The 12,610-nt window shown below is 46.7% G+C and carries 9 protein-coding genes; 7 read left to right on the top strand and 2 right to left on the bottom strand.

Annotated features, from left to right (window positions below):
• The first annotated feature begins 122 nt into the window (after positions 1-122).
• Both A8806_RS17870 and A8806_RS17865 read left to right on the top strand, forming a co-directional pair.
• On the top strand, positions 123-1,088 hold the full coding sequence (locus tag A8806_RS17870) for a hypothetical protein (RefSeq protein WP_109732518.1): 966 nt from the start codon (positions 123-125) through the stop codon (positions 1,086-1,088).
• A gap of 17 nt (positions 1,089-1,105) precedes the next feature.
• Positions 1,106-2,518: a deoxyguanosinetriphosphate triphosphohydrolase gene (locus tag A8806_RS17865; protein ID WP_109732517.1), complete on the top strand. Its 1,413-nt coding sequence runs from the start codon at positions 1,106-1,108 to the stop codon at positions 2,516-2,518.
• Positions 2,519-2,541: 23 nt separating this feature from the next.
• On the opposite strand, the gene A8806_RS17860 is transcribed toward A8806_RS17865, so the two are convergent.
• On the bottom strand, positions 2,542-4,062 hold the full coding sequence (locus tag A8806_RS17860) for a response regulator transcription factor (RefSeq protein WP_109732516.1): 1,521 nt from the start codon (positions 4,060-4,062) through the stop codon (positions 2,542-2,544).
• A complete protein-coding gene (locus tag A8806_RS17855; protein WP_181368771.1) occupies positions 4,034-5,755 on the bottom strand; it encodes a sensor histidine kinase in 1,722 nt (573 codons plus the stop codon). Before A8806_RS17855 ends, A8806_RS17860 begins: the two co-directional genes overlap by 29 nt.
• A 220-nt stretch (positions 5,756-5,975) precedes the next feature.
• Between A8806_RS17855 and A8806_RS17850 the strand changes: the two genes are divergently transcribed.
• Genes A8806_RS17850 through A8806_RS17830 form a run of 5 tightly spaced genes read left to right on the top strand, consistent with a single transcriptional unit; the run spans position 5,976 to position 12,587 of the window.
• A complete protein-coding gene (locus A8806_RS17850) occupies positions 5,976-7,307 on the top strand; it encodes an ABC transporter substrate-binding protein (protein ID WP_109732593.1) in 1,332 nt (443 codons plus the stop codon).
• A 52-nt stretch (positions 7,308-7,359) separates the two neighbouring features.
• Positions 7,360-8,247 (top strand): carbohydrate ABC transporter permease, encoded by an 888-nt coding sequence (locus tag A8806_RS17845; RefSeq protein ID WP_109732514.1) that lies wholly within the window; start codon positions 7,360-7,362, stop codon positions 8,245-8,247.
• Between the two features lie 18 nt (positions 8,248-8,265).
• Positions 8,266-9,111 (top strand): carbohydrate ABC transporter permease, encoded by an 846-nt coding sequence (locus tag A8806_RS17840; RefSeq protein ID WP_109732513.1) that lies wholly within the window; start codon positions 8,266-8,268, stop codon positions 9,109-9,111.
• A gap of 34 nt (positions 9,112-9,145) precedes the next feature.
• Complete coding sequence (locus A8806_RS17835) at positions 9,146-11,137, top strand: beta-galactosidase (protein ID WP_109732512.1); 1,992 nt, start codon at positions 9,146-9,148, stop codon at positions 11,135-11,137.
• A 25-nt stretch (positions 11,138-11,162) separates the two neighbouring features.
• Complete coding sequence (locus A8806_RS17830; RefSeq protein ID WP_109732511.1) at positions 11,163-12,587, top strand: leucyl aminopeptidase family protein; 1,425 nt, start codon at positions 11,163-11,165, stop codon at positions 12,585-12,587.
• Positions 12,588-12,610 lie beyond the last annotated feature (23 nt).

Below are 12,610 nucleotides of genomic sequence, written 5' to 3'. Positions count from 1 at the left end.
CAATTAATTTGTTTCTCACATACCGATTCATAGGGAGCCTGTGTAAAAAACAGGATGTGGATGGGGACGTGTTAGAACTACGGAGTATAAGTTGAATTCAATAAGGAGGTATACGAAGCATCATGGAAGATCTTACATTCGGAGAACAGGTCAAGATTATTTTAGGCCGAAAAGGCATGACGATTAAAGAACTGGCAGAGATTATTGAGGAACGTACGGGAATGAAGATGTCCAGACAGAACCTGACACAGCGCCTGGGCAGAGACAACTTTCAGGAACAGGATATGCGCATGATTGCGAATATTCTTGGCTGTCCTTTTCATTTGAGCATATTATCAGGAGAAGCACCGCCGACGGCAGCAGTAGTGGCAGCAGAAGCAGAGGCGGCCCCGGTGAAGGAGCAGAGGAAACAAGAGTCAAAGTATGAGCAGAAGCCTTCCGGACTTACAGTAGACCGGCAGCCGGCAGAACAGCCGCAGGAGGCGGAAGAACTGCTGGATGTAGAAGATGCTGAAGATATAGAAGAGACAGCAGAATCTGTTGAGATCAAGGAAGACGCCGAAGAAGTTGATATGACCATTGGCGAACTCTATGAAATACATGAGGAATTATCTGAACTGGAAAAGAGTGCAGAGGAAGAATCACCTCAGGACACAGCCCCGTCAGCTGTGGTAAACGGTACAGAGAAAGAAAAGCCCAAGAAGGAAAAGTTCCGCACCGGAGGCATTTTCCTGCGAAAGAAGGGCGTCACACCGGAACCGGACAGAGAAGAAGCGATCAGCAAAGAACCAATTGTACAGGAGACAAAGACAATAGAACCATTGCCTGACCCGGAAGATTTCGAGCCGGTCATCAAACATGATGATGCGGAAGAAGATCTGGTGCAGGGCGATATCAATCCATATACAGGACGTGAGTTCCAGTCTAACAGCGTGCGCATGCATCCGAACAGGATCGGTTATGTGCAGGTCTATGACCGCAATACACATAGATGGACAGATATGACGGAATGGGCTTTCCTCGGGTATCAGGAGAGGAAGAAGGCACTGCTTGGAAAAGATTATGAGCCGCCGATTTATTTAGATTAAAGAATGGTGAAATTAATATGGAATGGAATACACTGCTTTCTACCCGGAGAATGCGCGGAAGCGCCTCAGGTGCAAGGGTAAAATCAACAGATTTAAGAAGCGAGTTTGAAAAGGATTACCACAGGATCATAGGCAGTGCGTCTTTCAGGCGCCTGCAGGACAAGACACAGGTATTTCCTTTAGATAAGAGCGATTTTATCCGTACCCGCCTTACGCATTCACTGGAAGTATCTTCCTTTGCCAAATCTCTCGGCCAGAATATCGGGGAGAACATTATCACTCATAAAAGAGACCCCGGGTTCACACCGCAGATGAAGGAGGATATATGTCATATTCTTCAGTGCGCCGGTCTGATCCATGATATAGGGAATCCTCCTTTCGGACATTTCGGTGAAGATGCAATCCGCGAGTGGTTTACGCGGCACCTTTCCACACTCACCTTCTTTGACAGGAGTGTAGAGGAGATGCTCACGCCCCAGATGAGGGAAGATTTCTACCATTTTGAGGGAAACGCGCAGGCACTCAGGCTTGTGACAAAGCTGCATTATCTGGTGGACGAAAACGGAATGAACCTGACATATGCACTGCTCAATACAATCGTGAAGTATCCGGTACCATCCACGGGCATTGACAAAAACACCGGGAACATCAAAGATAAGAAGATGGGATACTACTACGCAGACCAGCAGATTTACGAGGAGATCGCCGCAGATACAGGGACGACAGGTATACGACATCCCCTGACCTATATACTCGAGGCGGCGGATGATCTGGCATACAAGACGGCGGATATAGAGGATGCATTCGTCAAAGGGTTTATAAGCTACTATGATCTGGAGCGGGAACTGGAGCAGCTGCAGGAAACCTATCCGGATTCCAATTTCAATGCACTTGAGAAGCTTCACACATATTATGAAAGAGGAAAACAAAAACAGTCCGGCAGCCCGGAATCTTATGCAGTGAAGAACTGGATCGTCCGTGTGCAGGGATATTTGATCAGCTGTGCAACTTTTGGGTTTACATCGAACTATGAAAGTATCATGAATGGGACTTTCAAAAAAGATATCTTCTTCGGGACCTTTGGAGAACAGCTTATGGAACTGCTGGGGGATATGGCATACAGATACGTGTTTTCCTCCACGGCCATCTATAAGATGGAAGTGACAGAAGCCGTGATACTGGACTTTCTCATGAACAAACTGGTACATGCCGTACTGTATTATGATACAGATGCAAAATTAAATTCCATCGACAGCAGGGTAATTTCCTTTATTTCCGATAATTACAAGAATGCATACAAATATCAGGCTGAAGGGAAAAGCGAAGCGGAGAAGTTATATCTCCGCCTGCTGCTTGTAACAGATTATATATGCGGCATGACCGACAGCTATGCCAAACGGCTGTATCAGGAAATGAACGGCCTTGTATAGCAACAGCCAGAAGGCCGGAGTGTTTACTCCTTTTCTGCCTCGCAGATCCGGATGAATTCTTTCGGAGAGCATCCGAAGTTTTTCTTGAAACATTTGCTGAAATAAAATACATCTGAGTAGCCAATTGCTGCCGCAACCTCGGACACGAGATAGTCCCCGGTTGCGAGCAGCTTTTTTGCGGCCTCCATCCGGGCTTTTGTAATATACTGTAAGATTGACTGGTCCCTGACATTTTTAAAAATCGTGCCCAGATAGGAGGCATTCAGCTGGAAATGCTCCGCTATGGATGAGACAGTGAGGTCCGGGTTCATATAGTTTTCATCAATATAGGCCGTAATCTTCCGGCAGTAGCTGACATCGGACGGCGGTGTTTTCTTCAGACTCATGCACTGGTTCCCGTAATGCAGGACCTCCTCTTTCAGCCGTCCGCAGTCGTGCTCCTCTTCAATCATATCTGAAATAAAATCGGAAATACTGCAGTCCAGATTCGCAGGAATCTTATAATGAATCTGGAAGGTGATAAACAGTTCGTTGAGGAACGAAAAAAGCAGGTCAATATTTTTCTTCTGCATAATGGTGTCAAAGGACTTTTCGATAAAACTCTCGAAATTCTTTACATCACTTAAGTTCAGGTACTCCATGACAGTCTGCCTGAGTTTTACAAGGTCAAGTTTTTCATTTCCCTGTTCTTTATGCTTAAATTCCATAAAGAGATCTGAGGACGGATGGAAATACCGCTGGTTTAAACTGGATGTAATCCGCCGGTAGTATGTTCCCCAGTCTTCCTCGAGAGAAAAAACATGATTGGCAGTGAGGAAAATGTAGTTGGGAGATTCCGCAACAAAACCAGTCAGGACACTTCCGAGGTGGCTGATATCAGAGCCGGTGCTGAAAAACAGCTGGATCACATAAATGTGCCCGGATTCCTGAAAATGTTCGCAATTGAGCCCCAGTTCACTCTGGATCAGATCCGTAAGCCCGAAAACGCCTGCGGGCGTATCATCCATAGTATAGATACCGATATATGCAGAATACCGGTACTGTGAAAAATCAGGATACTTAAGGCAGACTTCTGCATAACTGATCTTTTTATCACGGACGTCAGCCAGCGCATTACTGCGTATATGCCGGTCAAAGGATTTTAACTTGGCGGTTGTCTTCTGCCTTTGTGAAATTTTCTCTATGCAGTTTTCAAGGGAAGAGCGCAGTGCAGACGGGTCAACCGGTTTCAGCAGGTAGTCGCTGACTCCGTTCTGAAGTGCAGAGCGTGCGTATTCGAATTCGTTATATCCGGAAAGGATGATCACCTGTGTATCCGGGAAGTTCTGCCGGATATGCAGCGCCGTCTCTGTCCCGAGCATCTTGGGCATACGGATATCCAAAAGTACGATATCCACGTGCTGCTCGTTTAAAATATTAAGGACCTCGACCCCGTTTTCTGCCTCACCTGCCAGCTTTAAATTCAGCGCCGTCCAGGGGATGATTTTTTTCAGGCGCTGGCGGATAAAATATTCATCATCCGCGATCACTAATGTTGTCTGCATTGTTTACTGCCTCCTTCTTAGGAATTGTAATTGTTGTTATACAGCCTCCCGTGGGCCTGTTGGACATGATGAGTCCATATTCTTCGCCATAGTAGAGCTGGATTCTCTGATGGATGTTCTTGACACCGAAATGGTCACTGCATTCCCATATCTTCTGATAAGCCTCCTGGGTAAAACCCACACCGTTGTCCTGGACAATGATCAGAATATTTTCATCCTTCTCCTGTATCCGGATTTCCAGCAGCCCCTTGGATTCCATTTCCTTGATTCCGTGGTAAATACTGTTTTCCACGATGGGCTGTAAAAGAAGTTTAATGCAGGAATACTGTTTCAGCTCGTCGGGACACTCAATTGTATAATCGAATTTATGAAAATACCGGATCTGCATGATATGCAGATAGGCAGTTGTAATCTCCAGTTCATCCCCGACCGTAACGCGGAACTTGCCGCTGCTTAAGCCGACCCGGTAAAACGTGGACAAGCTCATAACAATATCGATCAGGGTCTGTTTTTCATCCAATTCAGCGAGAGAACAAATGTTATCCAGTGTATTGTAAAGAAAATGTGGGTTAACCTGCTGCTGGATCAGATCAAGAGAAATCTTATTCTTCATCTTAGTCGTTTCCAGAAGGTTGTCCTTCAGCTGTTCCTGTGCCTGGATCATGGCGTTAAACTCTGTAAAGAGCAGAGCGATATCCTGATCGTCACAGGGAATGTTGTCGATGGTGGACCAGTCCCCCTGTTTGATCTTCTGTGTATGGTCGATCAGGCTGTAAATAGGGGAGGTAATCGTTTTGGACAGTTTGCGTGATATAACGAAACAAATCCCGGCACAGAATATCGCGGCAAGCACGCTCAGCAGCAGTACCTGCACCAGCGGACGGAAAAAGGTGGCAAACGAAATACTGTTCGTAATATACCAGTCCAGCCGTGACAGGTGCCTTGTAAATGTAATATAACTGGTGGAGAGGTCTCTTGTTTTCGTTGTAAAGTCTGCATAATCTGATTCCAGCGGAAGGCTTCCGTCAGTACTTTTAACGATGCCCTCCCCGTCAGTTATATAAATATGCCGGTTCTCGTCCGTATTGCCGGAATAGATGTCTGAGATTGTGCTCTCCGGTATGGAAATCTCGATATAGCCCAGCAGTCCCCCCGTCGCGATGCTGTACACCGGCTGAACCATCGACAGTGTGTAGAGGGTAGTATTTTTATTGTTGTTGGAATTCTTGGGCTGGAGGAACCAGACCCCCTTCCCGGAGGCCATGACATCGGCCATGTCCCTTCCCGGATAATACTCTGTCGTAGCTACCCGTTTCCGGTCTCCTGAATAAAAAGTGACAGAGTGGATAAACGGGGTGGACTGTATCGTATGATTAATGCTGTCCTTCATCAGCATCTTATCGATGGCAGAAAAATGTTCATGGTCATTTTTAAACTTCATCAGGCCCTTTTGTATGGTATCATCTGTCATAAGTGCCAGAGAATAATTCGATACAGAATCCATATAATAATTGAGCTGCCCGGCAATATAATCGAGCTGCGCCAGAGAGGAATCCGTGGTGCTCTTAATAAAATAATTATAGTACATAAAAGATGTAGCCAAAGTCAGCAGGAGTATCAGACACGCTGCAGTCAGTGTCATGCTCCGGAATATTTTAGAACGGATAGAAAGGCTTGTTTTTGTGTTTTTCATGTCGGTAACCTCCATATGTTTATTCTATATGAATCATGAAAAAAAGTCTATGCGGGCGGGGCAAGGCGGTTCAAGTCATGTGGGAAATCTCCAGAAAATCTAGAATATGACCATTTGGTTTCTAGAAAAATTGCAGTATATTGTGTTTAGCAAAGGAAACACCCGGGACAGTAAGAACAAGATGGACCGGGGACGCAAAAGCAAAAAGGAGGAAAAATTTATGAAAGCAAAAAGATTGATTGCACTTGGTCTTGCGGGAATCATGTGTGCAGGGCTTCTGGCAGGCTGCGGCTCATCAGGTGGAGACAAAGACTCCAAGAAGAGCGGAAAGGACGGAAACATCACAATCCGCCTTCTGACAAGAATGGCAGGAACATCTCCTCAGGTTGGTATCTATAATGATATTCTTGACGAATTCAAGGAAAAACATCCTGAAGTAACAATTATTGACGATTCCCAGAGTGATGAATCAGCATTCAACAACATTCTTTCAACAGACATTGCTTCCGGAAATATGGCAAATATCTTCCGTATCCAGGGTGTTGCGAATCTGGGTGAGTACATCGACAACGGACTGCTCCTGAATGTTCAGCCATATCTGGATGAAGACAAAGAGTGGGGCGGCGGATTCACAGAAGGAGCGCTTTCCTACTATCAGGTTCCCGGACACGAAGGAACCTATGCAGTTCCGATGGAATCAGGCCTGATCGGTGTTTACTATAATGAAGACTTATTCAAAAAAGCAGGAATCGACAGCTTCCCGGAAACATGGACAGAACTGCTTGATGCAGTTAAGAAGTTAAAAGATTCAGGTGTAATCCCGATTGCAATGGGAGCACAGACAACATACATGGCAGGACATCTTCATGATCAGATCTTCTACAAATGGGCAGGAACAGAGGCAGCTAAGAAATTAGGAAGCCGTGACATGAAGTGGACAGATCCAGAAGTAGTTGAGACTCTTCAATATGTAAAAGACCTCATTGATGCAGGCGCTTTTGACGAGAGTGCAGCCGGAATCCAGGACAACATCGCTATGAGCCAGTTCCAGCAGGGCGAAGCAGCTATGGTCATCACAGGACCGTGGAACATCAGTACATTTACAGATCCTGCTGAGACACCTGTAAAAGACAGCATCAAAGTAGCTAAATTCCCATATTTCGAGGAAAAACCGGAATTCAAGAACGAAGATATGCAGACACTCAGCCCGTACATGATCAGCGGAAAGCTGGAAGGCGAAGAGCTGGATCTGACAATAGAACTTGTAAAAATGCTGACAAATAAGGATGCAGCAAAGAGATTTGCAGAGGAATGTGCATTCCTGATCCCGAGAACAGACATCGACCTTGACGAGAGCAAGTGCGAACCATTATTTATCGATAACATGGAACTCGGTGGAACATCTACTGGTATCGGTGTTGACGTATTCGACTTTGACCCATTGACTTCTATGCAGGACAGAACGAGAAACTCAATCGTAAGCATGTTCACAGGAACTTCCGCAGAAGATGCTGCAAAAGAGATTCAGAGCGAAATAGACAACGCAGAGTAAAAAAATACTGCCGGGGATGTGATCTCCGGCAGTTTACGATTGGAGTGAGAAGATGATTAAAGTTAAGAATAATAAGATGAGGATGACACTGGCGTTGTTTTTGCTTCCGGCCTTATTGATTTACATTCTGTTCCAGATTGTGCCGCTTATCGGCGCTGTATTCTTTTCCTTTATGGAATGGAACGGGATCGGGGGATCGGCGCTTCAGTTTGTGGGTGTGAAAAATTACATAGGTGCATTCCAGAACCCAGATTTCATACTTTCGCTGAAAAACATGTTCAAGATGGTTGTTTTCAGTGTACTGTTCCATACACCGATCGCGCTTGTGATGGCAGCCGTGATTAACACGAAATGTAAGGGATACCGTATCTTCAAGGCGCTGTTCTTCGTGCCGACCGTATTCCCGCTGACAGCAGTCGGCCTGATGTGGTATTTCGTATTTATGCCGACAGGAGTGTTCAATTCCTTCCTGAAGGTAATCGGTTTAGGCGGGGTGGCACAGGCATGGCTTGTAAATCCGGCAACTGCGATGAACACGATCGTATTTGTAAATATCTGGGCCGGCGTCGGGTACTATATGGTTATCCTGCTTGCAGGGCTGACGACAATCTCAGAAGATGTATATGAGGCTGCGGCGATTGACGGGGCGAACAAGCTGCAGTGCTTTTTCCAGATCACGGTCCCGATGCTCAAACCAACTATCGCAATGTGTATCCTGATGGATATTATAGGTTCCGTAAAAGTATTCGACCTTGTATTTGCCATGACAGGGGGCGGACCGAACGGTCTGACGAACCTGCCGACGACTTTGATGTACAACGAGGCGTTCAAGTACAGTCACTATGGCCTCGGAAGTGCGATCGGTATCATCATCATGGTAATCTGTCTTGCCGGAACAATGCTCAGTAATAAGCTGACGAGCAAGAAGAATGACGAGTAAGGAGGAAAGGTGAGTACTATGAATAAAAAAGCGAAAGTAAAACAGAATCCCGGCGGAATTGTGGCTAAATACGCATTTCTGCTTGTCATGGCATTTGTATTTGCGATGCCGATGGTATTTACTCTGCTTTCATCCGTAAAGACAAAGACAGAGATTTTTGCAAAACCGTTCGACCTGCCCGCAGTTTTCCAGTGGGGCAACTACATAGAGGCATGGCAGGCGGCCAACATGAGCAGATACTTCATCAACAGTATCATTCAGGCAGGTGCGACAGTCATCGTTCTTGCGCTTGTGTCTTCAATGGCTGCATATGTACTGTCCAGATTCCAGTTTAAGGGAAATAAGTTCCTCGTGCTGTTCTTCATGCTGGGAATGATGGTGCCTATGCATACCGTACTGGTTCCGGTATCTTATATCATCGGTACCCTGAACCTGAAAAACAACATACCGGCGCTCGTACTGATTTATGTTGCATTCAGCCTTCCATTCAGTATTATGGTCATGAGCAACTTCATGCGGGGCGTAAACCACTCCCTCGAGGAGGCGGCGCTGATCGACGGGGCGACTTATTTCCAGATTTACAGAAAAGTAATGCTGCCGCTCTGTGTGCCGGCTATTTCCACGATTTCAATATTTAACTTTTTAAGTGCATGGAACAACATCCTGTTCCCGCTTCTGTTTATCAATGATAAAAACTTAAAACCGATTGCGCTTGGACTTCTGAACTTCAACGGTGAGCGCGGAAGTGACTATGGCCCTCTGATGGCGGCAATTGTAATTACGGTAGCAGTACCGCTTGTTATGTACCTGCTCTTCCAGGAGAAGGTAGAAGGCGGTCTGGCAGCAGGAGCAGTAAAAGAATAAGAGCGCAGGCTTTTAAACAAAAAGGAGAAATTATATGTCATCTATATCTTACCGTCAGGTACATCTTGATTTTCATACAAGCGAGTTTATTCCGTCTGTCGGGGAAGACTTCTCTATGGAAGAATTCGGAGATACCCTTAAAAATGCAGACGTAAATTCAATTACGTGCTTTGGGCGCTGTCACCACGGCTGGCTCTATTATCCGTCAAAAAGATTCCCGGAGCTGATCCATCCGAATCTGAAAAACAGAAATCTTCTGCTTGAACAGATAGAAGCCTGCCACAAAAGGGGCATCCGTGTGCCGATTTATACAACGGCCCAGTGGGACGGCCGTATCATGAGGGAGCACCCTGAATGGCTGTCCCTCGATGAAAACGGAGAGTACATCGATACACAGCATGTGCCGGAACCGCATTTTTACAACACGATCTGCTTAAACAGCGGCTACCGCCAGTTTTTCAAGGAACATCTGGAGGATATGATCGAGGTGACAGGGCCGGAAAATGTGGATGGAATCTTTATTGATATTCTGTTCCACGTAGACTGCAAGTGTCCAAATTGTGTTGCAAAGATGAAAGAATTGGGTATGGACCCGGAAGATAAGGCTGTCAGGCTGAAATATGCAAGCCGCATGCTGGATGAATTTAAGGAAGAAATCACCGCATTTATCCACAAAATGGCCCCGGAAGCAACCGTTTTTTATAACAGTTCACATATAGGGCCGGCCTATAAGAACAGTTTCAAGGACTACAGCCATCTCGAACTGGAATCACTCCCGAGCGGCGGATGGGGATATGACCATTTCCCGGCGACCAGCCGTTATGCGCGTATGCTCGGAAAAGAGATGATCGGCATGACCGGAAAATTCCATACCTACTGGGGGGATTTTCATTCCCTGAAAAATAAGGCCGCGCTTGAGCTGGAGTGTTTCAGCATGCTGGCGATGGGAGCAGGATGCTCCATCGGGGATCAGCTCCACCCGTCAGGAAAGCTCTCAAAAGGTGCCTATGACCTGATCGGAAGTGTGTACAAAAGTGTGAAGGAAAAAGAACCGTACTGTTATGACGCAAAGGCAAAGACAGAGATCGCGGTACTCAACCCGGAAGAATTTTATCCGGAAGATTCCTATGACCTGAGTATTTCCCCGTCACTGATAGGGACCGTGCGGATGCTGCAGGAAATGTGCTACCAGTTTGACATCATTGATACAGACATGGATTTTTCAGCCTATAAAGTACTGATTCTGCCGGACTGCATCTATGGGAATGAAAAACTGGACGGACTGCTGAAAACATATCTGGAAAACGGCGGAAAGATTCTCGGCTCCTATGAGTCCTGCCTGAAAAAAGATGGTTCTGCCAGCATTTACGGCGTAAGGTTCAAACAGGAATCACCGTATTACCGTGAATTTGTAATGCCGAATGAGAAGATTGGCAAAGCACTACCGAAGGAAGAATTTGTTATGTACCTGCGTGGAATCGACGTGGAGACGGACGGGGCAGAGGTACTGATGGACAAGATCGAGCCTTATTTTGACAGGGCTGGGGAAAAATTCTGCTCCCACCAGCACGCACCGTCATCCGGGAAGGCTGGATACCCGGAAGTGACAATGTACAACGGTGCCATGTACTTCTCCCATCCGGTATTCAGATGCTACAGGAAGAATGCGGCGGCATGGTGCAAGGCAATGGTGAAGGATGCGCTGGAGATCCTGCTTGAAGATAAACTGGTATCCCATAACGGACCTTCCACCATTCTGGCAGCAGTAAACCGTCAGGAAAAAGAAGGACGCGATATCCTGCATATCCTGCACTACATTACAGAAAAACGTTCTGAGGACATTTACACAGTAGAGGACGTGATTCCGCTTTACCATACAGAATTTAAGATCTATGTAGGTGATGCAGAGGTCAGCAGTGTGGAAAATGTCATCAGGAAAGAGAATCTTGCATTCACCCGTGAAGGTGCATATATCAAATTTGAAGTACCTTTGATCGAAGGGCATGAAATGATTGCAATTCAGTAAATAACAATTACAGAGGAGGAACAGTATGATCAGGATAGCTGCCGGGACAGACATTCGTACGGGCATCCTGTTCTTCTCGAAGGAAGCGGCTTTCGGGCTGTATAACGGGGAAGGGGGCATATTCCGTGGGGAATATCTGCAGACCTTCCCCCGCATGTCTTCCGGGGGAAAACAGGAGTACTGTATCGGGCTTGGCGAAAAAGCTCTGACAAAAAGAGAAGTCATGGAGGCGGCCGCATGCGCGGCATCCTGCATGCTTGAACATAAAATCTATCAGTTTTATGTAGATACAGCGGGGATAGAGACATTTCTGACAGAAGATAATTTCCCATACTTTATCCAGGGATTATATCTGGGGGGATATGAACCGCCGCAATTTGGGAAACATACAAGGAAGCAGGCCGATATCACACTTCTTCCGGCAAAAGAGGGATGCATCGCAGGATTATCCCAGAAGCAGGCAGAAGCGGCTGTGGAACAGGGGATGCATATGGCAGAAGGTATTCTGTTTGCCCGCGATATGGTAAATTATCCGGGAAATCTTCTTCGCCCTGCTGACTTTGCAGAATCCATATGCAGGCAGATGGAAGGTCTGGATGTCGAGGCTGAAATCATTGACAAAGACCGTCTGGAAAACATGGGGATGGGCGGGCTTCTGACCGTCGGAGGCGGCAGTGCATTCCCACCTTGTATGATCGTTCTGAGATATCGGGGCGCGAAGGATAAAGACGGCGAAGTGCTTGGGATGATCGGGAAAGGTGTTACCTGCGATACAGGGGGCTACTGTCTCAAACCATCCGGGTCAATGGCCGGAATCCGCGGTGACATGGCCGGAGGAGCGGCAGTTGCAGGATGTATTTATGCTCTTGCAAAAAACCGGGTTGAAGCAAATGTGACCGGTGTGATTCCCATCTGCGAGAACCGGATTTCCCCAGACAGTTATCTGCCCGGGGACGTGATCACTATGTATGACCAGACAAAAGTGGAAATCTGCAATACAGATGCAGAAGGCCGGCTGATTCTGGGAGATGCGGCGGCCTATGCGGTGGAATGCGAAGGTGTCAGCCGGATGGTTGATATCGCTACGCTGACCGGTGCGGTCGTGAATCTGTTTGGATTTTCTGTGGGCGGGGTCCTCAGCGATGACGAGGAGCTTTATGCACAGTTTGAACGTGCCGGTACCGCTTCACAGGAACAGTATGCGAGGATTCCTTTTTACAGCGAACATGAGGAAATGCTGAAAAGTATGGCGGCAGACCTGAAGAATCTGGGACCGGATTACTGCGGGACAATCACGGCAGGGCTGTTTATCCGGCATTTTGCGAAGGGAAAACCCTGGCTTCATATGGATATCGCAGGTACGGCATGGGTGGATACCCCCATCTGGAAGTTCCAGAGTAAGGGGGCGACAGGTGCCGGAGTGACAACGCTATATGAAATGTGTAAGTAAGTACTGTTTACAGGCATGCCTGT

This window comes from Faecalicatena orotica (assembly GCF_003149245.1).
Lineage (GTDB): Bacteria > Bacillota > Clostridia > Lachnospirales > Lachnospiraceae > Faecalicatena_A > Faecalicatena_A orotica.
Note: the sequence above shows the minus strand (reverse complement) of the source record. Positions and strands in the feature narration are given on the sequence as shown.

Excerpts from the sequence above, each read along its gene's own strand:
- A8806_RS17870 (WP_109732518.1), top strand. The coding sequence starts at position 123 with ATGGAAGATCTTACATTCGGAGAACAGGTCAAGATTATTTTAGGCCGA.
- A8806_RS17865 (WP_109732517.1), top strand. The coding sequence starts at position 1,106 with ATGGAATGGAATACACTGCTTTCTACCCGGAGAATGCGCGGAAGCGCC.
- A8806_RS17860 (WP_109732516.1), bottom strand. The coding sequence starts at position 4,062 with ATGCAGACAACATTAGTGATCGCGGATGATGAATATTTTATCCGCCAG.
- A8806_RS17855 (WP_181368771.1), bottom strand. The coding sequence starts at position 5,755 with ATGAAAAACACAAAAACAAGCCTTTCTATCCGTTCTAAAATATTCCGG.
- A8806_RS17850 (WP_109732593.1), top strand. The coding sequence starts at position 5,976 with ATGAAAGCAAAAAGATTGATTGCACTTGGTCTTGCGGGAATCATGTGT.
- A8806_RS17845 (WP_109732514.1), top strand. The coding sequence starts at position 7,360 with ATGATTAAAGTTAAGAATAATAAGATGAGGATGACACTGGCGTTGTTT.
- A8806_RS17840 (WP_109732513.1), top strand. The coding sequence starts at position 8,266 with ATGAATAAAAAAGCGAAAGTAAAACAGAATCCCGGCGGAATTGTGGCT.
- A8806_RS17835 (WP_109732512.1), top strand. The coding sequence starts at position 9,146 with ATGTCATCTATATCTTACCGTCAGGTACATCTTGATTTTCATACAAGC.
- A8806_RS17830 (WP_109732511.1), top strand. The coding sequence starts at position 11,163 with ATGATCAGGATAGCTGCCGGGACAGACATTCGTACGGGCATCCTGTTC.